The sequence below is a fragment of the Mesorhizobium sp. L-8-3 genome (assembly GCF_016756615.1).
Classification (GTDB): Bacteria; Pseudomonadota; Alphaproteobacteria; order Rhizobiales; family Rhizobiaceae.
The window spans coordinates 7,174,919-7,196,919 of the sequence record NZ_AP023262.1; the positions used below are offsets into that span (position 1 = coordinate 7,174,919).

15 protein-coding genes and 2 pseudogenes are annotated in these 22,001 nt (G+C 59.5%); 3 read left to right on the plus strand and 14 right to left on the minus strand.

Features of this window, described 5'->3' with window-relative positions:
- Positions 1 to 95 precede the first annotated feature (95 nt).
- Positions 96 to 2,426 carry a 5-methyltetrahydropteroyltriglutamate--homocysteine S-methyltransferase gene (gene metE, locus JN302_RS33215; protein ID WP_202334533.1) on the plus strand — a complete coding sequence of 777 codons (2,331 nt, stop codon included), beginning with the start codon at positions 96 to 98 and terminating at the stop codon, positions 2,424 to 2,426.
- Positions 2,427 to 3,145: 719 nt separating this feature from the next.
- Here metE and JN302_RS33220 read toward each other — a convergent pair.
- Both JN302_RS33220 and JN302_RS33225 read right to left on the minus strand, forming a co-directional pair.
- Positions 3,146 to 3,394, minus strand: a complete 249-nt coding sequence (locus JN302_RS33220; RefSeq protein ID WP_020629161.1) for a DUF982 domain-containing protein — start codon at positions 3,392 to 3,394, stop codon at positions 3,146 to 3,148.
- A gap of 271 nt (positions 3,395 to 3,665) precedes the next feature.
- Positions 3,666 to 3,968, minus strand: coding sequence for a DUF982 domain-containing protein (locus tag JN302_RS33225; RefSeq protein ID WP_202330451.1), 303 nt, complete (start codon positions 3,966 to 3,968; stop codon positions 3,666 to 3,668).
- A gap of 245 nt (positions 3,969 to 4,213) precedes the next feature.
- On the opposite strand from JN302_RS33225, the gene JN302_RS33230 reads away from it, so the two are divergent.
- Positions 4,214 to 4,678, plus strand: coding sequence for a MucR family transcriptional regulator (locus JN302_RS33230; RefSeq protein WP_202330452.1), 465 nt, complete (start codon positions 4,214 to 4,216; stop codon positions 4,676 to 4,678).
- Positions 4,679 to 5,416: 738 nt separating this feature from the next.
- Here the strand turns inward: JN302_RS33230 and JN302_RS33235 are convergent.
- The 12 genes and pseudogenes from JN302_RS33235 to JN302_RS33290 all read right to left on the minus strand — a co-directional run bounded on the left by JN302_RS33235 (position 5,417) and on the right by JN302_RS33290 (position 19,320).
- Entirely contained in the window at positions 5,417 to 6,823 is a 1,407-nt protein-coding gene (locus JN302_RS33235) for an aminotransferase (protein ID WP_202330453.1), read from the minus strand.
- Positions 6,824 to 6,983: 160 nt separating this feature from the next.
- Positions 6,984 to 7,481, minus strand: coding sequence for an Lrp/AsnC family transcriptional regulator (locus JN302_RS33240; protein ID WP_202330454.1), 498 nt, complete (start codon positions 7,479 to 7,481; stop codon positions 6,984 to 6,986).
- A gap of 68 nt (positions 7,482 to 7,549) precedes the next feature.
- Positions 7,550 to 9,094, minus strand: coding sequence for a fumarate hydratase (locus JN302_RS33245; RefSeq protein ID WP_202330455.1), 1,545 nt, complete (start codon positions 9,092 to 9,094; stop codon positions 7,550 to 7,552).
- A gap of 6 nt (positions 9,095 to 9,100) precedes the next feature.
- Positions 9,101 to 10,534, minus strand: a complete 1,434-nt coding sequence (locus JN302_RS33250) for an NAD-dependent succinate-semialdehyde dehydrogenase (RefSeq protein WP_202330456.1) — start codon at positions 10,532 to 10,534, stop codon at positions 9,101 to 9,103.
- Between the two features lie 197 nt (positions 10,535 to 10,731).
- Positions 10,732 to 11,658 carry a LysR family transcriptional regulator gene (locus JN302_RS33255; RefSeq protein ID WP_202330457.1) on the minus strand — a complete coding sequence of 309 codons (927 nt, stop codon included), beginning with the start codon at positions 11,656 to 11,658 and terminating at the stop codon, positions 10,732 to 10,734.
- 171 nt (positions 11,659 to 11,829) lie between these two features.
- The gene (locus JN302_RS33260; RefSeq protein WP_202330458.1) at positions 11,830 to 12,744 is read right to left on the minus strand and encodes an HpcH/HpaI aldolase/citrate lyase family protein; all 915 of its coding nucleotides are present in this window, start codon (positions 12,742 to 12,744) and stop codon (positions 11,830 to 11,832) included.
- 141 nt (positions 12,745 to 12,885) lie between these two features.
- Entirely contained in the window at positions 12,886 to 14,037 is a 1,152-nt protein-coding gene (locus JN302_RS33265) for a CaiB/BaiF CoA transferase family protein (RefSeq protein WP_202330459.1), read from the minus strand.
- Between the two features lie 15 nt (positions 14,038 to 14,052).
- Positions 14,053 to 15,306, minus strand: a complete 1,254-nt coding sequence (locus JN302_RS33270; protein ID WP_202330460.1) for a methylaspartate ammonia-lyase — start codon at positions 15,304 to 15,306, stop codon at positions 14,053 to 14,055.
- Positions 15,307 to 15,636: 330 nt separating this feature from the next.
- Positions 15,637 to 15,816, minus strand: a pseudogene (locus tag JN302_RS33275) (transposase); the annotation flags it as partial.
- A 268-nt stretch (positions 15,817 to 16,084) separates the two neighbouring features.
- On the minus strand, positions 16,085 to 17,080 hold the full coding sequence (locus JN302_RS33280; RefSeq protein WP_202330461.1) for a succinylglutamate desuccinylase/aspartoacylase family protein: 996 nt from the start codon (positions 17,078 to 17,080) through the stop codon (positions 16,085 to 16,087).
- A 224-nt stretch (positions 17,081 to 17,304) separates the two neighbouring features.
- Positions 17,305 to 18,012: a hypothetical protein gene (locus JN302_RS33285; protein ID WP_202330462.1), complete on the minus strand. Its 708-nt coding sequence runs from the start codon at positions 18,010 to 18,012 to the stop codon at positions 17,305 to 17,307.
- Between the two features lie 147 nt (positions 18,013 to 18,159).
- Positions 18,160 to 19,320 (minus strand): M24 family metallopeptidase, encoded by a 1,161-nt coding sequence (locus JN302_RS33290; RefSeq protein ID WP_202330463.1) that lies wholly within the window; start codon positions 19,318 to 19,320, stop codon positions 18,160 to 18,162.
- A gap of 866 nt (positions 19,321 to 20,186) precedes the next feature.
- On the opposite strand from JN302_RS33290, the pseudogene JN302_RS33295 reads away from it, so the two are divergent.
- Positions 20,187 to 21,526 (plus strand): annotated as a pseudogene (locus JN302_RS33295) (IS1380 family transposase).
- Positions 21,527 to 22,001: the final 475 nt, after the last annotated feature.

A 22,001-nucleotide genomic window follows, 5' to 3' on the forward strand; every position in this document is an offset into this window, starting at 1 on the left:
CGCGGTAGCCTGGCTTCGTGCCGCCTGCTCGCGCGTTCCTTGTCCCCACGCCCCAACCATCGGGGTATGGCATGACTGTCTCTCAACAAATTCCAGTGGCAACGCTCGGCGTGCCGCGTATCGGTCGACGGCGGGAACTCAAATTCGCGCTTGAAAGCTACTGGTCCGGAAAATCTCCCGCTGCCGACCTGCTCGCGACGGCGAAGGCGCTACGCGCCGCCAGCTGGAGGGAGCAGCACGATCGCGGCGTGTCGAAAATCCCGTCCAACGATTTCTCGCTTTATGACCATGTGCTCGACACCGTCATCATGGTCGGCGCCGTGCCGGCACGATACGTCTGGACTGACGGCGAGGTCCCACTCGATACCTATTTCGCCATGGCGCGCGGCGACCAAGGTCAGGCCGCTGATTGTGGACATGCCGGTGACGAGCATGCGGCCAACGGGCATGGCCTTGCCGCGATGGAAATGACCAAATGGTTCGACACCAACTATCACTACATTGTGCCGGAACTTACGGACGATCAGAGCTTTGCCCTCTCGTCGGCGAAACCGGTCGATCATTTCCTCGAGGCCAAGGCGCTCGGCATCCACACGCGCCCGGTCCTGCTTGGACCGGTTAGCTTTCTCAAGTTGGCGAAGTCACCTGAGGAAGGTTTCAACCCTATCGCACTCCTGCCACGGCTGCTGCCCGTCTACGAGGAGCTTCTGCGGAGGCTGAAGCTCGCGGGAGCCGATTGGGTGCAGATCGATGAGCCGGCGCTCGTGCTGGATCTGATTCCCAACGAACGGGATGCGCTCCAATTCGCCTACTGCCGGCTGGCGAAAGCAGCACCCGAGTTGAAGATCATGGTCGCTACCTATTTCGGATCGCTGGGAGACAATCTCGAGACCGCAATTTCTCTGCCCGTGGCGGGACTGCACGTCGATCTCGTGCGCGCTCCAGAGCAGTTGGAGACCGTCGGCCGGCTCGCGCAGAAGGAACTTGTGCTCTCGCTCGGGCTGATCGACGGCCGCAACGTCTGGCGCGCGAACCTGCCTGCCATACTTGACCGCATCAAGCCGATCGTCGCCGGCTGGCCGTTGGACCGCGTGGAGATCGCCTCGTCCTGCTCGATGCTGCATGTGCCGATCGACCTGGACATGGAGACGACACTCGATGCGGACGTGAAATCGTGGCTCGCCTTCGCGGCGCAAAAAACCGACGAGCTGGTCGTGCTCGCCCGTGCCCTGGCTGAAGGCCGGGACGCGGTCGCCGCCGAACTAGATGCGTCGGCTGAGGCTGCCGCCGCTCGCGCGACATCCGCTAAGGTGCATGATCCGCTCGTCGAAGGTCGGGTCGCCAGCATCAAGGTCGCCATGACGCGCCGGAAGAGCGCATTCGACGTGCGCTCCAAGCTTCAGGCCGACACGTTTGGCTTGCCATCCTTCCCCACCACGACGATTGGCTCCTTCCCGCAAACAGCCGAGGTTCGCAAGGCGCGGGCAGCCCATGCCAAAGGCGAGCTGAGTTACGTCGACTACGAGGCGTTCCTGAAGAAAGAGATAGAAGCCGCCGTTCGCTGGCAAGAAGAGATCGGACTCGACGTGCTGGTCCACGGCGAATTCGAGCGCAACGATATGGTGCAGTATTTCGCCGAGCAGCTCCGCGGCTTTGCCTTCACGCAGCATGGGTGGGTGCAGAGCTATGGCTCGCGCTTTGTGCGACCCCCGATCATCATTGGCGATGTGTCGCGACAAAATCCGATGACACTACACTGGTGGCGATACGCCCAGTCGCTGACGCTAAAGCCGGTGAAGGGCATGCTTACCGGCCCGGTGACGATCCTCAACTGGTCCTTCGTCCGAGACGACCTTCCGCGCTCAGCCGTCTGCCGCCAAGTCGCGTTCGCCATTCGCGATGAAGTGAGCGACCTCGAAAAGGCCGGCGCCAAGATGATCCAGATCGACGAAGCCGCACTGCGCGAGGGCTTGCCGCTTCGTGAGGCCGACTGGGAAACCTATCTCGACTGGGCCGTCGAATGCTTCCGGCTGGCTTCAACGGCGGTTGGCGATGCGACCCAGATTCACACCCATATGTGCTACTCCGAGTTCGGCGACATCGTGGACGCGATTGCTGCAATGGATGCCGATGTGATCTCCATTGAAACCTCGCGCTCGCAGATGGAACTGCTCGATACGCTGCGAACCTTCAAGTATCCGAACGAGATCGGTCCCGGCGTCTATGACATTCACTCGCCGCGGGTCCCGGAAGTGGGCGAAATTTCCAACCTCATCATGCTTGCGCGCGAGCGATTGTCGGATGGCCAACTGTGGGTGAATCCCGACTGCGGTCTCAAAACGCGCAGGTGGGAGGAGGTCCGCCCTGCCCTGGTGAACATGGTGGCTGCGGCACGCGCAATTCGGCAAAAAGCGCAGACGGCGTAGGGCTCGGTGCCACTCGCCGGCGGTGAGCGGCAAGGCCACACACCGGGCATCCTTGGGGGAGTCTATCCGGCGCGCCCAAGGCAATCGCGCTGCCGGTGACGAAGCGCCTCGGCAAGCTTGGCCTGGCCGCGGCCCTTGTCATGGCGCGTCGAAGTCAGCTGTTCCAGAGGCCGCCGTTGGCGGGTGATCGAAGGAGGCTTGGGCCCCAAATGAGCCGGCCAGAAACGAGACGGCTCACCGCCAGCCAGTTTCGGATTATTCCGTATTGGGATCATCCAGTGTCACTATCGTCTCCCCGACCTTGGTCGCCGAACCCCCCGGTCCCGACCATCGGGAGAAGCATCAGCGATCACGCGGCGCCGGTCCGCGGAGCGTGTTCCGGGAGATCGGATGCAGGGCCAAGCTGGGGGAAGGTTCATATGGTACTTCCGGAGACTGTTGAAGCGGCATCGACGCTCCGCCATCTGCACCGGGCCAATTCCCGCTCGATGGCTCTGTCTGCCTCTGGCTTCAATCACGATCACCGCGACGGCGAAGCCGAGCGGCCGCAGCTGGCAGGCGGACCCCTTGTGTTTTGATGGTGAAGATCCGGCGCCGGGCCAGGAAAGCCATCGGGGAAAGTGCGGGGTTGGCTTGCTCCTGGCGGCCGGCAGGGGTGTTCGGACCGCGCCCAATAGCGACGCGCAGATGGCCGAGATTCATGGGCGGCGTCCCAAATCTCAATCGCTGCGCAAAATGCGTGCTTCGAGCGCGGCTGCGACGAAGGCTCGTCGAGCGGCTGGTGGATGGGTCTTACCGCGTAAAACCTGCAGACAGGTGTCCATCGCTATTCTGCGTTTATCGGTCTCATGATGCAGATCCCGCAGCAAGATAGCGGCCGCGTCGTTGACGTCGAACACGATACGCTCCGAGCTGCGGCGGCTAACCTGAACAACGACTGGCCTCTCAAATCTGATCAAGCCGGTCATCCCCATCCTCCACAGCCACTATGCGGCAAACAGCCCGGGTCCCATTTCTTTACTCAGCCGAACGCGACCGCTGCATCTGCGCCACTGAGCCTGGCCATTGGCGGGCAAGCCATCGCCATGAGCTGCGTCTGGCCATGGTCAGCTTGCGTGCGATCTGCGGTTTTACAGTCGGTGGTGAGGAACTGCTTCTCATTCGCGTGGTCTAGTTGTGAAACCTGGACATAGTGCACTGTTTGACGCGCCTCGCCAGTCTCAAACATGTCGTCGAAGTCTACACCTGCACTTTTCCACTGCCCGATCTGCAGGCGGCGATCCACTGCATCGCGGAGGTTGAATCTTCCAAGATGGCGACCCGCTTCGCAAAGCCGAAAAAGGAATTGCGCGCCGTGCTTACCGGCTTGCGCCCATCGTACGCATCGTAGCATGCCCTCAGGGCGGCTTCGTGGATCATGTCTCTGCGATCTTCCGGCCATTCATTGAGAAAATCGATTGCATCCGCAAGGCCGGCGATCTCTTGGATGATGTGCGTTGCGCGCCTCACGAAAAGCGGGCTGCTGAAAGCCTCAGCGTTCATTCGTTCCTCCAACCTTCCAAATAGCCAATTTGTGTGAAGAGGCGCCGCATCGACGCGAGGCGACCCTGACACAATGTGTTGTCAGGGCGATGACGGTTCAAGAGGAAGATCCGCGACGGCGACCGGGCGTGCAGCGATCCGCCAACACATCATGCAATGGCTTTGGTTGCCATCAAACGCGGTCGTCACTATTAAGCTACGAGATGATTCTTACCCGGCTACTCTAATTCCGCAGGAGCGTTTTCATGACCGAAGAAACCGAGAGCAAAGCTGACAGCCTCATCGAACTCACCGCCCATGTCGTCTCAGCCTATGTTTCGAACAATCCGGTTCCCGTCGGTGAACTGCCTGGGCTTATCGGCCAGATCCATATCGCATTGAAAGCCACTGCTGGTGGTGCCGCACCAGAAAAGTCGGAAGCTCTCAAGCCTGCCGTACCGATCAGAAAATCGGTTACACCCGATTACATTTTCAGCCTTGAGGACGGTAAGAAGTTCAAGTCGCTCAAGCGTCACCTGGCTACCCACTATGGCCTTACGCCCGACGAATATCGCGCAAAATGGGAGCTGCCGGCGGACTATCCCATGGTGGCGCCGAACTACGCTGCGGCGCGCTCGGCATTGGCCAAGACCATGGGTCTGGGCCGCAAGCCGAAGGAACCGGGAGCGCCGGCACCTGCCAAGCGTGCCCGCAAGAAAGCCGCAGCCTGACCGCAATTTTTCAGGATCGACGAAGCGGGCCCGGCATGATTTCGCACTCGCGAGATAAAATTTGTGCGTTGCAATATCCGGGGCGATCGGTATGATCATGGTGTCGGCCATCTACTCCTCCCAGATGTGGTGCCGACGCTGGATGGGGCGCACCTCCTCCCGCGAAAATTCATCGCGGTGACTACTCCCCGGACCTTCGATCATATGAAAGCAGGTGGATGCGACCTCGACGCCGGCTGCCGCAAGCCGCGGGTCCGAAGCTGCGATTGTGGGTGGTTTCCCTGGTGTCGTAGAAATATCGAAGCTCGATGTGCCATCCGGATATGCAGATGACCTCCTTCTCGAACTATCGATTGCGGACGCGCTACAATCACCCAGATCCAATGGGGCACCGAGATCCAGCGGGTCAAAAAAGGCGCCCTGCCGGTGGGGAGGGACACCGGCAGGGCGCGCCGCACAAACACCCTGATCGTTGGGCAACAGGACAGCGGCGGCAGAACTTGGTTATCGCTTGAGATCGAAGTTATCCGAAGCATGCTTAGAATCTGACGGCTTCAAGTTTAGCAGTTTCGGTCGGCTCGGCGCGAAATGCGCTGTCAACCCCTCGTCACCAATGGGCGACCAGTCCTAACGCCAGCCTGACGTCAAAGCGTTTGGTCCGTGGGAAGTTCCTCCCAAGGACCACTTTACCCGGGACGGCGTCGAACCCGGGGCTCGCTTCCGTCGGCACTCGCATGTTCATATCGCACCCTCGCCCTTCAGCGCGCGATAGGTCGTCTCGACTGATTTCGCGGTTGCGTCGACGATTATGTCGATCTCCTTACGGGTGATGATCAAAGGCGGGGCAAAGCCGAGGATATCGCCGTGTGGCATGGCACGGCCGATGACACCATTCTCGAACAGAGCAGCGGCGGCGCGAGCGCCGACCTGAAGATCGGATTCAAACGGTATTCTCTGCTTTGGATCTCGCATCAGCTCTACGGCGGCGAGGATTCCGACACCACGAACCTCTCCGACGATGGGGTGTCCCGCCAGTTCGGCATTCATACGGGCATGCCAATACGGTCCGACATCGCGGACATGCTCCAGGATATTTCTTTCCTTTAGGAGTCGAATATTGGCGAGCGCGGCCGCAGCGCAAAGCGTGTGACCTGAATATGTCCAGCCGTGGCCGAGAGCGCTGTGCTTCTCTGTTCCTTGTTCCAAGACCGACCAGACGCGGTCGCCAATGATTGACCCGGAGATGGGCAGGTAGGCGGAACTCAAACCCTTGGCGATGGTCACGAAGTCCGGCCGCATGCCATAGAGGTGGGAACCGAATTGCTCACCGGTTCGTCCAAACCCACAGACCACCTCGTCGGCGATCAGCAGGATATCGTACTTGTCGAGCACGCCTTGGATCGCGGTCCAGTATCCTTTTGGGGGTGGAACGATACCGCCTGTCCCAAGCACCGGCTCGCCGATAAAAGCTGCGACGGTCTCCGGGCCTTCAGCGAGGATAAGGGCTTCAAGTTCATCCGCGCAGCGTGTCGAGAACGCTTGCTCACTTTCGCCGTCATGCGCCTGGCGATAGTGGTGCGGCGTCGTGGTATGGCGCACCAAATCGAGCGGCAGGTCGAAGAAATTATGGAAGAAGGCAAGGCCTGTCAGGCTCCCGGTGACCAGCCCAGACCCATGATAACCGCGATGTCGCGAGATGATCTTCTTCTTTTCGGGGCGGCCCAGAATGTTGTTGTAGTACCAGACCAGCTTGATGTTGGTTTCGTTGGCGTCGGAGCCGGAAAGGCCGAAAAAGACCCTTCGCATGTTCTGGCCAAAATACTCGACCACGGCCTCTGCCAAGAGGGCGACTGGCTCTGTTCCTTGACTTGCATAGACATGAGCGAACGGCAATTCGTGCGCTTGTCGGGCAATGGCATCGGCAATTTCCGTGCAGCCATACCCCATGTTGACGCAGTAGAGCCCGCCGAAACCGTCGAGGCTCTTTCGGCCTTCAGTATCCCAAATGTACACGCCTTCCGCACCGGCCATGATCCGATTTGGGGTCTCGCCTCGGCTGTGCTTGGCCAGATGCGTGGACGGATGAAAGACGAAGCTTCGATCCTTCTCTCTGAGTTGCTCGGTTCCCAGATTACTCAACCGCATTAGTCCCTCTCCTCGCGATGGATTGGCGGAGGGCACTCGGCCGGCCGCCTCCTTAGCAATTAGCATACCGCAAACGCCTCTCCAGTTTCGCGGGAATGCATGTCCTTAGCCGAGGAATTCGCGGAATCGGGATCAAAAGCCGTGGAAACCAAGGCTCGGGTCACCGTTGCCTTAGTGCGGACAAGGGAATCGGCGAATTGGATTTGACTGGTTTGGTCACGACAAGACTGTAATATTGATCAATCCCTAGGCCTGCCTGCAGCAGTCCCTCCATGAAATCCTGATACGCGGCCATAGACGGAGATGCGACGCGCATCAGATAATCGATCCGCCCGCCGATAGCCCAGCAATCCAGGATTTCCGGAAATTCTCCGATCGCAGTCTCGAAGTGTCTTTGGTCCTCGAGGCGATGACGTTCCAGCACGACCTCCACCATGACAAAGACCATGCCGCCGATGAGGGCCGGACTCAGCCGCGCGTAGAACCCCTCAATAATCCCTGCGACCTTGAGTGCACGGAGCCGCTCCGAGCAGGCCGACGCCGAAAGATGAACGCGTTTTGCAAGCTCGCTTTTTGAAATCCGGCCGTCTGACTGAATCTCGGAGAGAATCCGGAAGTCCCAAGCGTCCAGGCGCGCAGGATTGGGTTTCGACTTCATGACCTTCTGCTCTAAAGCCGTTGTCGACAATGGACTTGACGCCGCCCAACCGAGCTTGGTCGGAAGGCTCAAACGCCGATGTTGCGTGCGATGCCATCCGCAGCCATGCGCTTGCGCCACTCAAGAGGCCCGGAATTGTGAATGGAGTTTCCCTCAATATCGACAGCCATGATGACAGGCATATCCTGCACCTCGAATTCATAGACTGCTTCCATGCCCAGGTCGTCGAAGGCAATGAGCCGCGCTGATTTGATCGATTTCGATATCAGGTAGGCAGCCCCCCCTACTGCGATGAGATATGGCGTTTTGTATCTTACGATCGACTCGATGGCCGCCCGTCCCCTCTCCGCTTTGCCCACCATCGCGAAAAGCCCGGTTTCGGCGAGCACCTTGTCCGTAAAATCGTCCAAGCGGCTGGAGGTTGTTGGGCCAGCCGGTCCGACGACCTCATCTCTCACGGCGCGGACGGGTCCAACGTAGTAGATAACGCGTCCTTGCAGATCGAACGGAAGCGGCTTGCCAGCGTCGATCAACTCGACCATTCGCTTGTGGGCGGCGTCGCGGCCTGTCAGCATCTTTCCGGACAGAAGGAGCGTTTCCCCGCAGCGCCACGATGCCGTCTGTTCCTTGGTCAGCGAATCGAGGTTCACTCTTCGTACGCCGGCTGGACTCAATTCGTCGGTTCCAATATCGGGCCATTCGCGCAAGTCGGGCGGCTCCAGACTGATTGGTCCGGAGCCGTCCAGGGTAAACTTCAGGTGCCGGTTGGCGGCGCATTGCGGAATGAGCGCCACGGGCTTGGACGCGGCATGAGTAGGATAGGTCGCAACCTTGACGTCGACGACTGTCGTCAGGCCACCAAGGCCCTGCGCGCCGATGCCCAGCGCGTTAATCCGTTCATAAAGCTCGATCCGCAGTGCCTCCTCTGCGCCTGAAGGCCCCCTGGCGATCAATTCCGCCATATCGATGGGCTGGTTCATGGCCTCCTTGGCCAGCAGCATCGCCTTTTCAGCGCTACCACCGATGCCAACGGAGATCAGGCCGGGCGGACACCACCCACTGCCAAGCGTCGAGACTGTGTCAACCACCCAATCGGAAACAGACCCGCTGGGGTTCAAGGTGGTAAAGCGTGCCTTGTTCTCCGATCCGCCGCCTTTTGCGGCAATGGTGATCTCAATCTGGTTACCTTGCACAAGGTCGACGTGGACGACCGCCGGCGTGTTGTCACGGGTGTTGACCCGTCCGGCCAGCGGATCGGCAACGATCGATGCCCGAAGGGGATTGTCTGGGTCGAGATAGGCCTGACGGACGCCCTGATTCACGAGGTCTGCGAAACTGACCGTTGATTTGATGCGGGCGTCCATACCAACCTTCGCGAAGACCACCACAAGGCCGGTGTCCTGGCAGATCGGCCGCCGCCCAAATGCCGCCATGCGGGAGTTCAGCAGAATCTGCCCGATGGCATTCTTCGCCGCTGGACTCTGTTCGCGCGTGTATGCGTGAGAAAGAGACCGGATATAATCTGGAGGATGGTAGTACGAGATGTACTGAAGGGCGTCGGCCACGCTCCTTGTGATGTCCTTGCCGGCGATGTTGCGTGTTCTACTTCCCACCGGAATTCATCCAAATGAGCTGAGGCCGTTGACCATTTTCAAGATCTGGAAGCTCCGTACCCCCTGCTCGCCTCCTTCATATCCATAGCCGCTCTGGTTGACGCCCCCATAAGGCGCGTCCGCGGAAACCCCTTTCAGGTGATTCACACTGACAGCGCCCGCCGAAAGACTGTTGGTCAGCTTTCGTTGCGTATCGGCAGCGTCCGTGAAGAAGTAAGCGGCCAAGCCATACTCAGTGGCGTTGGCTTCCTCGATGGCCTCTTCGAGCGTATCGAACGGAGCCACGGTGAGGATCGGTCCGAACGGCTCTTCATGAAGCACTCTCGCTTCCTTCGGCACGCCCGTCAGGATGGTTGGCGGCCAGTAAAAGCCCGGTCCGTCGAGGCGGGTTCCACCAGTCTCGATGCGGGCGCCACGATCGACCGCATCCTTGGTCAGGCGCTGCATGGCCTCGATTCGCCGCGCGTTCGCCATCGGACCCATCTCAGTTGCAGGGTCGTCCGGTGGGCCGATCCTGATCTTGCGGACAGTTTCCGTCATCCGGGACAGGAATTCCCCGTAGAGAGGCCGAGCGACAAGAATCCTGCTGGGCGCATTGCAGCTCTGGCCCGCGCACTCGAACTTGTATTCCGAGATCGCCGGTATGGCCTTTGCCAGATCAGCATCCTCGCAGACAACGACGGGGGAGTGCCCACCGAGTTCAAGGATACAACGCTGCAAGTTATTCGCGGCAAGCGTGGCCAGCTGTTTTCCAACCGCGGTTGAGCCCGTGAAAGTCAAGACCTTCACGATTGGGGAACTCAGGAGATGCCGCGATATATGCACCGGCACACCGAAGACGAGATTGACCACGCCATCCGGAATGCCTGCTTGACGCAACGATTCCACGATATGGACAGCCACGCTCGGTGTCTCTTCGGCCCCTTTGAGAATCACCGGGCAGCCTGCCGCCAGCGCGGGAGCGAGCTTGCGGGCGATGAGAACGGCCGGATAGTTCCAGGGCGTAAAGGCAGCAACGACACCGAGCGGCTCCGGGACGATCATCCGGTTCGGGCCCATCGGAATCGGGGCCGACAGCTCTTCGGCATGCCTGCCGTTCCATTCCAGCGTTTCGACCGCGCGCGCGAACTCACCTGTCGCTTCGGCAATCGTCTTTCCCTGTTCGGTCGATAGATCCTTGGCCGCGTCTCCCGCCTTCGTGGCCAGGATCCTGGCGGCCGCTACAAGGATTTCGCCGCGCTCTTTCGCAGGCCGTGAGGACCACGACTGGCGGCTCCGTTCTGCCGAAGCAAGGGCCTCATCCAAATCCGAAACCGTCGCCGAGGCCACCGAGGCAAATACCTTGTCCGTTGCCGGATTAATCACCGGCAATGTGGCTCTGCTACCACCGGCTCGCCATTTGCCGTTGATGAAGAGCTCGTAGCTCCTGGCGTCGAACATCGCGTGCTCCACTCAAGTGAATTCTTGCCATGCGAGCGCCGTTCGATACCAAACCCGGTAACTCGCCTGAGCCAGTTTCATCGCGAGTGTCGCGGCAGGTCAAATATCGAATATTGCCGAAATCCATCTGGAATCCAGATCGATCTGATTCTGATCGCCGCAAGAGGTCATGGCATCGCCATATAGGTCGAGGGTTATCAGGCCGCGTCAGGAGCCGCGGCTGCCCAGCCCCGGCTCTCAATTAATTCTCTGGCGACCTTGGGGATGAGCTTGCGGACCGCGGAGACGGCCGCAGAACGCTCATCTTTAGGATTTACAGCAAGTACGACGGAGCGGGTAATCACCGGATCGACGATTTTGATCGTCCGAACCAGTCCCTGAGAGGCTTCTTTCTGAATGGCCGAGGGGGCGAGAATAGAATGGGCTTTTCCCTCTATGACCATGTTGATGATCGTTGAGAGCGAGTCCACTTCAAACTTGACGTCCAGCGCGCAACCGTGTTGTGCGACGACGTCAGCCACCGAACGTCTGACGTTGTTATTGCGCATGGGAACTGCCAACGGGAACGCATGCAGGTCCGCCAGAGATATCGACTCTTCGAAAGGCGGCTCACCTGACGGCACCACCAGACAGAGGTCTTCGCGCGCCAGGACTGTCATTCGCCCCACACTGTCCGCGGTGCGGTAGAGAACTGCCAGATTGAAGCGTCCAGCAGCCATCCACTCCTCCAGCGGTCCCGTCATACCCTCGATCATCTTTAGTGAGACCCTCGGCAGTTCGGTTCTCACTGATTCAAGCAGGGGGCCGCTAAGGACGCGAGCGGCTCCGGACGGGATGCCAATGGTCACCTCCCCAGCAGGGGAGGCAGCTGTGTTGGTCAATTCTGCCTCGGTCAGGCGAATTTCCTTGAGGATCGCCCGCGCTCGCTCGAGCAGTTTGGCTCCTGACGCCGTCACGCTCACGCCGGTCCTGTCGCGTATCAGCAGCTGAGTGCCGAAGCCTTCCTCCAGCTGACGCACATGCAGGCTAAGCGCGCTCTGAGCAATATTGAGGAACGCAGCGGCCTTCGTGAAGCTGCCTGCTTCGACTACGCCGACAAAGTATTTTAACTGCCTAATTTCCATGACTTGAAGAGCCCAACTGGGGCACTTCCCCAGCTTCCTCCCTATCTATCTCGAAAAGCGATGGCGCGAAAGCAATAATTGTGCCGCGCTGCAGCAATCGCCGGCATTCACGGCCGAGGCAAGTGGAGCACCTTGGTGTCGTGTCGTCCCAGTCTGGTCTAAATCAGCCGCTCAAACGCCCAGCTCGGCTTTCGGACCCATGGCGATGATTTCACGGGCCCTCCTGACAACCGGGGCATCGACCATCTTTCCGTCCAAGGCGAAAGCACCTCTACCCTCTGCCGCGGCATCCCTTTCGGTCGCGAGCACGCGCCGGGCCCACTCGATCTCCTCTGCGCTAGGCGAGAAGGCTTCATTCAGGATGGCAACTTGTGTCGGATGAATCGCCAACGCTCCGACGAAACCCAGCCGCCTTGCCTGTATGACGACATCGCGGAACTTCTGCGTGTCCGAAAACTCCCCGATACTTCCAACGAATCCCAGGGGCAGCAGACCTCTCGCGCGGGCGGCGAACAAGACCGAAAGGCTCGGTCCTAGAAGGAGCTCCGGACTTGGTGTCCCGCCAACGGCCGCGCTGAAATCTTCCGGGCCAAGCGCCATCGCGGCCATCCGTGGATGGGCCGCAGCTATTGCCGCGAGTCTCGTCAATGCCCCCGGAGTTTCGATCTGGGCAACGAACCTAACGCTTCCCGCGTCAAGATTCCTTTCGTGCTCAAGTTCCGTCACGGCATCAGCGACTTCCATCACCCACTCGGCCGACTCCACTTTGGGGAGGACAAGCGCATTGACGCCCGCGACGATCGCTGCTTCAAGGTCGTCAGCCAGCGCGCGGAGGCCACGGTTCACGCGGACCAAAACCGACGCGCCGTTACGACCCACTTTTGTCACGGATTCTGGGAGCTGCCGCCGTGCCTCGCCCTTCTGATCCTGGGGAACAGAGTCCTCCAGGTCGAGTATGACGGCATCTGCATCGCGGTCATGAGCCCTCTCCACGAACCGGGAGACGTGGGCGGGGACAAAGAGCAGGGATCTCCATCGAGGAATGAAGCTCGCGCTGTGGACGACTGGAACGGTGTCCCTGCTCACGAGGACGCTCCTTCTGTCCATTTGCGCGGGTGCTTTGGCAGTGAAATGACCTTCCTTAGGGGCCAATTGGACCGCCCAGGCCAACAGTAACGATGGTTTCGTACATTGCGAGCGCGTCAGCGCAAAGGGACGACGGTGTCTTCACGCGGACGCAGCCCTTAGGCGTAAGCGCGCTCGGACCTCCTCGCGGACAGCCTCCGTATGTGCGCCAAGTGCCGGAACAGGGCGCAACGAGGGTCTCTCGGAGTTGAAAATCGCCGCAGGCGCTATAGCCTCTACAATCCCTTCAGGTGTGCAGACCTGCACTCTGCGAACATGCGGATGCTGTGAAACAGCCGAAATCTCATTCAAACGACCGTATGCCAGGCCAGTCGCCTCAAGCTCCTGCATCGCTTCCTCGCTGGATAGTTCGGAAAAGCGCCGTTCGATGATCTCATTGAGGCGAGCACGGCTACCGAGCCGCTCCATATTATCGGCAAACCCGGGCTCGCGCGTGAGCTCGGGCTGCTTGAGGAATTTGTCGCAGAAGTTCACCCATTCCCGGTCATTCTGAACGGAGAAGATGACGTCCTTGCCATCGGCGCAACGGTAGGCACCGTAGGGTGCCAGCGACGGATGGTTCACGCCGGCGCGCACCGTCTCGTAGCTGCTATGGTCATGCTGCAGAACCGGTACGTTCATCCAGTCGGCCACAGCATCGAATAGCGAGACTTGTATGCGGGCGCCCTCACCTGTCCGCTCCCGATGAAACAGCGCCTGAAGAATGGCGCTATGTGCCGTCATGCCTGCCGAAATGTCGCAAACCGACACCCCCACCCGCGCCGGCCCGTGTTGCGTTCCCGTGATCGCACACAAACCTGTCTCGGCCTGTACGATAAGATCGTAAGCCTTCAGGTGGGAAAACGGCCCCCCCTCCCCGAAGCCAGAGATGTCGCATGCGATCAGACGTGGAAATCGTCGGCGGAGATCCGCGGAACCGAATCCCAGTTTTTCGATACTGCCCGGCTTCAGATTCTGGATAAAGACGTCGGCATTGGCGACGAGCGTGTCGAGGACGGCGCGATCCGCCTCCAATCTCAGGTCCAGACAAACCGACTCCTTGCCGCGGTTGAGCCACACGAAGTAAGCACTCTGGCCTCGCACCAACTTGTCGTAGTTTCGGGCAAAGTCCCCTTCGGGCCTTTCGACCTTGATGACCCGTGCTCCGGCGTCAGCTAGGCGCGACGATGCGTAGGGCGCTGCGACGGCCTGCTCCACGGCTACGACGGTGATCCCCTCAAGAGAGTTCTGCATGCGACACCGTGCTTTTCATCCAACGTTTTCGTTTTGAGCCCGACGACGGTTCAGGATCGCCAGCAGCCGATTTTGTTCGTTCCCAACTATTGAGAATGCCTCGTCGACACCCATTCCGGGCTTTGCGAGCATCATGTCGGCTTGAGTCGCTACAGCGACATGGACTGAAGCCTGTGCGGAGAGATCCGTTTCGGTACAACTTCCTCCGACATACGCCCCTACCTTGTTCTCTTTGCAGAGGAGCACGGCACGTGCCGTGTCAACTAATGAGCCGACATCGGGCGTCTTGATTTGAATAAGATGCGCGGCCTTCGCTTCGGCAAAGAGCCGAATGTCCTCAAGCGTATTGCACCTCTCATCCACGACAATGCGAGCGTTGGAACCTCGGTCATCCAGGATCGATACGATCCGGGCATAATTCTCAATCTGAACTCGTGTAGAACCAAAGTCCGCCGGGGACTCGATGTTGATCGCAAAACCCGGAACGGTATCGGCAACCCTGCAGATAAAGTCGGCGATCCGTTCCGGCTCCAAGCCGATTTCCAGGCCGATCCAGCCGTACACATCGAAATGCAGCACCGGATGATACCCCGGGCGGCCGATTTCGCGCGTGCGCCCTGCAACCCACTTGACGAACTCCATGAAGGTCTGCCCGTTGACGCCGAATTTCTGCCGTGAGTTGATAAGGCCGTGGGGAAGCACATCCACGGCCTTCAAAATCATCTTGTCCACGTTGATTTCGCGAGCGTCACCGCTCTGGCAGTAAATCGGGACGCGGCACGTCGGCAACTGAAGACCAAACTCCGCGCATATGATCTCCGCCATCGTCTTACGGTGAAGGTGGGACGCGGCTCGAAGCAGCGCCTGGGTGACGCCATACTCAATCGCGAGAGATAGCCGCTTGTGTTCGAAGGGCTCGAAAACCTGGGCGCAGGCATCGAGGTAGCGAGATGCATCGACATCAAGAAGCCGTGGCGCCACGATCCGTGACGTCAAATCCGAGATTTGAGCAGTTTCAAACAAAGGATCGCGTCCGCCAGCACCAGAGTACTGAACGCTCATCATGTCACCCCAAGCAACAGTGTCGTCGCTAAGGACAAGCCCCACGCTGAGCGACGATGCCGGAACGCGAATGGACGTGAACCCAGGTGTTATCGGTTCGCTGACATAGATGAAGCCGTCCTGGGTTGCGCCGGCCCTGATAGCAGCTTGGTCGTCATAGAAAAATGCACCATTGCCAGGCGCAAGGAGGACCTCTTTGATCTGCATTTGGTTCGCTCGATTGTTCTCGCACGGTGTTGCGATGTAGTTGGATCGGCCGCTTGCCTAATATGTGCTACTTGGTGTTGTGTTCACCAATATAATGTTATGGACGGCGCCATCGCGTTTTCAGATAGTTCGTGCCTGAACGACATGCACCTCATATGTCCGGCAGCATCCGACCTGCACTCCGCCCACTCCGACGTCAAATCTCCGTCTCCGGAATCGTCCGCAACGTGGTGTGCTCGTGACGCTCGTAATGGGTTAGCATTCGCGCAAGTAACCAGAACGCGTTTGGAGTGCGCGTCATTCCGACCATGACGTGCGCGTTCCCGGCTGTGGGTCGCGCGGATCGTGGATCGCAGCGGCCAGCCTGTCGGCCGGTTGCAGGCGTCGCTCGGCCGCGGCCAAAAGCATGACGCCGCCCTTCGAGGTGATGCGTCCGCCGTCAAACGCAGCCGTGATCTTCTTGCGTCCAACGGCTGGAAATGAGAGCGGCAGCAACGTATCGTCGGTCATGGCGGGTGTGGGCTCGAGAGATGTGGTGGCAGGGCTGGCTTAGACAACCGAATCCTACGCCATCAATCGCTTAGCTACATCCGCCAACCTCTCAGACGCTCCGTCGTGCATAAGATGGGCTAGGCAGTCACACCCCGTCAACTTCGGACTTAGCCAGGCCGGAACCGGGCACTTGCGGGATCGCAAGGCCGTCGGCTAAAATGACAAGTCAGATGAGCCACCTCATTGTTCGTCGCGACGAATAGCCGGTGGATGCGCCCCCTGATTCTCAGAGATTGACTGGTCGTGCAACGAGCGCCACCGCTTCGTCAACATCGACATGCTCTCCGGATCGGACACCGCAGACGATGGATGTGGAAGGCGCGCGAATATCCGTTGAACTACTTGACCACGGATCCATCGGGTGAACGATTCCAATCAGATCGCCTTGCTTGATTTCGTCCAACACCGAGCAGCGAGGTTCGAAGATGCCGCGCGCAGGTGATTTCAGCAGGTCGGAAGGCAGCGTCCCAAGTGTCCGGCTAGATTGCTGGTGACGGAACGTAGGACACTCTGTTTCTCCCTCGATAATCCCGAGGGAAATGAGTGCGTTGCCTACCGCAGTTTCGGCGATCGTAAGAATGTCCGAGTCGACCGTCCCGGCGCCAAGTTCAGCACAAATGAATACCTTACCTTGGCTTTGCGCCACCGTATCAAACATACCACGCGTATCTGGTCCGTCCCAGATCAAAGTCACCGGCAACTTGAACGCCTCCGCCATTCGAAGCGTTTTGCGCATGAGATCAGCATCGGCAATAGGATGCGTCGTGCTTGCAGGGGCAAACTCCCATCGCGGTCCGAAGCCATGCAAATCGAATACTGTGTCGACCATTGGCAACAAGACGCGAGAAACCGCATCCGCGATGCGTTCGGACAACGGCCCATCCGCGCGGCCCGGAAACACTCGATTGAGATTCAACCCGTCGACCGGCGAGTTGCGGCTCCATGCCTCAACAGCTGGTGGATTGAGCACGGGTACGATGATGATCCTTCCACACTTCTGGGCATCGGGCAGCCAATCAAGAAGTCGTCGCGCGATAATTGGCCCCTCCAATTCATTGCCATGACATCCGGCAGTGATAAGGAGACTCGGTCCCTCCCCTTTGTTGAGGCTTAAGACCGGGAGCAGAAGAGATTCGCTGTCGGCGCCTTTTGGGACAACAAGGTGCCCCTTGCTTATGCCAGGCGTATCGAGACCGAACGTAAGGTGTGGTGCTTCGATCATTGTTGGTCCGTATTTCGTGTAACTTCAAGAGATATTCGGCGGCTGTCGATAGCGCATCTCACCCACGATGACATCACGGTGACTTGGTCTTGTTCGTACATTCATTCTTGACGGGCTCGCGTCAACTGCTGTTTCTATATTATCGTCATCTGGTCGCGCGATGGGCATTCAAGATACATTCCGCCAAAAGCCTCATCCAGGCAACGCCAGCGATGGATCCGGGACTAGACAATGGACGCCAGCGTAAGCCGGCAAAGGTCCGTAATGTCATAGATGGGTAGCCCTGTACGACGGCGGAGTGCGTCCGTGACTAGAGGGAATCCCGTGCATTCGAACAGAAGCATCCCAATTTCTGGATGCTCCATGCGAAGTTGCCTCACAGAAGCGTCGACCTCGCTCTCGAGCTGATCCCTGTCGGTCCGGATTGGTGGACGCGCCAAAGCATTGCGTAGAAATTCGCCGCCTTCCACGCCGCCAATGACCACTCTCGCTCTATCTGTCGGGTTGCTGAAGCCAAGCAAATCCGCATTGCAATGTTGCGAATCAGCCGTCACGATCCCAAGCTTATGAGCAGGCGCCAACTGTCGCAGCAAAGTCGGAACGAAGAGCAGGCTGGACATCGCTACGGGTATTTTAACGGCGGCGGCAACCGCCGCCTGATGCCGGATGAAAAACCCGCAGTCAGAAAGAATCACCCCTGCGCCTCGTTCAATCAATCGTCGAGCGGCTGCGACGCAGGCGCCTTCGATCGAAGCGTCACCACGAATGACGATATCTGGCCATGCCCCCTCGACGATTTCCGTGATCACTGGGCGGCCGAAGTTCGTCGGATTCCAGAGGGAGCCAGGCTGCGGAACTCCCAACGATTGCTCGGCCGACAGACCTTCATCAAGTTGAAGGATACCAAGGGCACTGCTGCGGCGTTGAGCCATCAGGACGTTCTCCTAAAGGATCTACATGTATTCATAGAGGACCGCCGAAAACTGGAGCTTCGACGTTCATTGACGCCTCGACGCCCCAAGCGTACGCGACCATCTCTTTTAACCATGAACTTTGCGAGCAGACTGATTCAGGAAAGCTCAGGCTCGATGCAAAGTATGCGGAGTCCTGCTCAGTATCTCGGCTCCATGTTCTGTCACCAAGACGCTCTCGCTGCAACCGATCTGATAGCCGCCCTCATCAAAGAGAATGATCGGAATATGGAAGCTCATATTCATGTCAATAACATCTTCGGCATCCGGTTCGATGCTCAGGTCGCCGCGGTCGCTCCAATAGACGCCGATCTGATACCCAGTCCGACTACGAAGCGCTTCTGGACGAGCACCCTGCGCCACCACCTTGCGTATTGCTGCACTCACGGCCCCGGTCGTCACGCCCGGCTTGATGGTTTCGACGGCCGCTTCGATTGCCTCTTCTGCGACCTTGTGCAGGGATTCGAGCCCGGGATAACGTCCCAGAACGGCCGACCGGCATAGAGGCGCGCAATAGTCCCTAGAAACTCCGCTAAGCTCTATGAATGCCGCCTCATTCATTCGGATGGAATAATTTGCCGGCCGAGCATGCGGCAATCGCAGCCGTTCCCCGAACGGCACGTTCAGAGGGGGCGCCAATTCCTTGCCGGCAGCATTCACTTTTTTTCGAATTGCGGCAGCCATTTCAGTTTCAGTGACGCCTTCGCGAAGCAATTCATAAAATGTATTGATCGCAAGATCAGTGACGATCGCGGCCTCCCGCAAAGCCTCGATCTCCACCTCGCTCTTTACGGCTGCTACGCATGTAACGAGCTTACTAGCATCAACAACCTTAAGGTCCGGAAGCTCTTGTTGAAGCGCATTGACATCGGCAGGCGCGAGAGACGAGCGTGCAAGCTCCATACCGACCCGCTTATTGTGGAGATTTAGACGTCGCAGAACATCACCGCAGACGGTGGTAAGCTCGTAAGCTTGCGTGTAGGGGATGATACCATCAATGCAACTGAAAGCCCTGATGCTCTCCTCGTCAAACTTGCGAACGACAAAAGTCGGTTCGCGCCCAGGAGAGAGTATTAACGGATGAGGCGCAAAATAGGTACTTGCACCGGAGTCTCCTGTCAAATAGCGGAGATGGCTCTGTGAGGTGACAAGCAACGCGTCCAGGCCTGCTCGTTCCACAGCTTCGGTCACCCGCCGCTGCCGCTCCTCATACTCGGATCGATCAAACAATGTGCCGGTACAAGGGATTGTCGCCCGCTTCGTATCCATCGACTGTCTCCATGACCTAGGACGCGCGGCCCATCAAAAGCATCAAGTTCATTTGCGCAACACGGGGCAGCCGATACTGATCAAGCGACTTAGTCCGCAGCAGTAAGGCAAATCAGGCCTTTCTTCAGTCAGACAATCCCTCCAGCAGTGGCTTACGTCAAATGCAGTTTCTATATCGCCGTCATCTCGGCACGCGATGGAACGAAAGAGTCCAGTCCACCGTCACGCTTGATGGATTCGAACGGAGACTCGGCTGAAATACGGAGCGTAAGTTTCAGGGCGTCAATTCAGATGCCCCCGGCGAGGCCAACGGCCGAAAGGAGTCCACGCCATGACCAGCGGTCACGAAGGTTCCGGCTGCTCATATGCGTGGCAGCAGGAGACTCGATCATATTGACGCCTAGTTCGCGTAGGATCGAGGCAGGTCACGCGATCACATTCGCGGCTTCCTCGAAGAAACGCGGCCGAAGTGGAGGGGGGTGTTAGCCCAGCCAGGTTACACCCGGCGGCCATCCGGGCGGCCACAAGCTCGGGCTTCGCACCTAGTGAGCGATCGACCGCAGAGACAATCAGGCGGGGCGTATTACCTGGATAGTCGCGTCCGCCACGTGCCGGTCGAGAGCCGCGTGAAACCCATCGACATCAGATGGTTGGCAAGAGCTGTGCCGGCTGAACAGGTGCCGTGGCGCGTGCGTGCGTGCGTGAGATGGAGTGCGAGGCTTAGTCCGACGGTCCGACTGACGACCCGCTAGCCCATCTTATGCACGACGGAGCGTCTGAGAGGTTGGCGGATGTAGCGTAAGCGATTGACCAATTCGCTTGTCTAAGCCAGTCCTGTCGCCCACATCTCGCGAGCCACACCCGTCATGACCGACGATACGATGCTGCCGCTCTCATTTCCAGCCGTTGGGCGCAAGAAGATCACAGCTGCGTCGATGGCGGACGCATCACCTCGAAGGACGGCGTCATGCTTCTGGCGGCCGCCGAACGGCGCCTGCAACTGGGCGACCGGCTGGCCGCCGCCATCCACGATCCGCGCGACCCACAGCGGGTGACACACGCCATGGCCGACATTCTGCGCGCCCGCATCTTTGCCATCGCCTGCGGCTACGAGGATGCCAACGATCTCGACCGGCTGCGCACGGACCCGGCCTTCAAGCTCGCCTGCGGGCGGCTGCCCGACAGCGGGATTGATCTGTGCTCGCAGCCGACCTGCTCGCGCCTGGAGAACCTGCCCGACTTGCGCACCGTCATCCGGCTCGGCTGGGTGCTGGTTGATCTGTGGCTGTCGAGCTATGCCGCGCCCAAGAGCGTGACGCTCGACATCGACGACACGGTTGATGTCGTTCACGGCCATCAGCAGCTCTCGCTCTTCAACGCCCATTACGACGAGCGCTGCTTCCTGCCGATCCACATCTATGACGCCGCGACCGGACGCCCTCTCGCCATGATCCTGCGTCCTGGCAAGACCCCGACGGGCAAGGAGATCCGCGGCCATTTGCGCCGGCTTATCCGGCGCATCCGCGCCCGCTGGCCGGCCACCCGCATCCTGGTCCGCGGCGACGGCCACTATGGCCGGGCCGAGGTCATGGCCTGGTGCGAGAACAATGCGGTCGATTACGTCTTCGGACTGCCGGGCAACAAGGTTCTCCAGCGCCTCGTCGACGAAGCCGCCGACGACATCCGCACCCGCCGCGCGCTCGAGCAGAAGCCGGTGCTGCGCGGTTATGCCGAAATCCGATACAAGGCGAAATCCTGGAAGACGCAACGTCGCGTCTGCGCCCGCATCGAGGCAACCAGCCGCGGCCTCGACACCCGCTTCGTCGTCACCAATCTCGACAAAGGCTCCGCCGCGCATGTCTACGACGTGATCTACTGCGCCCGTGGCCAGGCCGAAGACCTGATCAAGATGCACAAGAGCCAGCTTGCCTCCGACCGCACCAGCTGCCGCTCACCGATTGCCAACCAGGTGCGCCTCGTCCTGCACACCGCCGCATACTGGCTCATGCTCACCCTGCGCGAGGCGGTGCCCAAAACCGATCATCTCAGCAACGCCGAGTTCGCCACGCTGCGGCTCAGGCTCCTCAAGCTCGGCGCCCGCGTCATCGAAACCGTCTCGCGCATCCGTCTCGCCTTCGCCGCCGCCTGTCCCGAGGCCAGCCTGTTCCGACAAATCGCTCTCACGCTGCAACCCGCAGGACCATGAGCGCCGGGGCATCAAGGCCCCGCCCAAACCCAGACCCTCCAGCGCGTTCCAAAGTCCAGTCCCAGCTGCGGTGAAAAAGACGCCTCACACCTGCATGACCGAACGCTCAGTAGCAAGCGAACCAAGCTGCTCGTGAATAGGACGGGCTAGCGAAAGCTGGTCTCGCCTGCAAACGGGAGACGTGATCGACGCGGCCACCGTCGAGGTGGCGGGTGAGGCCCTCCCGCGCTCCCGCGCGAAGCCGTATATAGCGAATGGCCTCTGCGAGCTTAGCCTTAGTGGCTGATCGTCCTAAGCCATCTCGCGGAGCCATGGTTCGAGCTCGGCAATGATCGGCTGGCTCCTTTGTCTGGCGCCCGCAGCACAACGTTCGTCGGCCAATCGGCCGCGGATGTCCTCCTTGGTCCTAGAACTCGCTGGCGATCGGCGCGGGAACGTCGCGCTTCTCGACAAACTTGGCATAGCCGCCGCAGCG

Bases quoted from the DNA above. Each gene is read 5' to 3' on its own strand.
- JN302_RS33235 (WP_202330453.1), bottom strand. From the start codon at position 6,823: ATGCGGTTGAGTAATCTGGGAACCGAGCAACTCAGAGAGAAGGATCGA.
- JN302_RS33290 (WP_202330463.1), bottom strand. From the start codon at position 19,320: ATGGATACGAAGCGGGCGACAATCCCTTGTACCGGCACATTGTTTGAT.
- JN302_RS33220 (WP_020629161.1), bottom strand. From the start codon at position 3,394: ATGACCGGCTTGATCAGATTTGAGAGGCCAGTCGTTGTTCAGGTTAGC.
- JN302_RS33265 (WP_202330459.1), bottom strand. From the start codon at position 14,037: ATGCAGAACTCTCTTGAGGGGATCACCGTCGTAGCCGTGGAGCAGGCC.
- JN302_RS33255 (WP_202330457.1), bottom strand. From the start codon at position 11,658: ATGGAAATTAGGCAGTTAAAATACTTTGTCGGCGTAGTCGAAGCAGGC.
- JN302_RS33285 (WP_202330462.1), bottom strand. From the start codon at position 18,012: ATGGCTCAACGCCGCAGCAGTGCCCTTGGTATCCTTCAACTTGATGAA.
- JN302_RS33280 (WP_202330461.1), bottom strand. From the start codon at position 17,080: ATGATCGAAGCACCACACCTTACGTTCGGTCTCGATACGCCTGGCATA.
- JN302_RS33230 (WP_202330452.1), top strand. From the start codon at position 4,214: ATGACCGAAGAAACCGAGAGCAAAGCTGACAGCCTCATCGAACTCACC.
- JN302_RS33225 (WP_202330451.1), bottom strand. From the start codon at position 3,968: ATGAACGCTGAGGCTTTCAGCAGCCCGCTTTTCGTGAGGCGCGCAACG.
- JN302_RS33270 (WP_202330460.1), bottom strand. From the start codon at position 15,306: ATGCAGATCAAAGAGGTCCTCCTTGCGCCTGGCAATGGTGCATTTTTC.
- JN302_RS33240 (WP_202330454.1), bottom strand. From the start codon at position 7,481: ATGAAGTCGAAACCCAATCCTGCGCGCCTGGACGCTTGGGACTTCCGG.
- JN302_RS33250 (WP_202330456.1), bottom strand. From the start codon at position 10,534: ATGTTCGACGCCAGGAGCTACGAGCTCTTCATCAACGGCAAATGGCGA.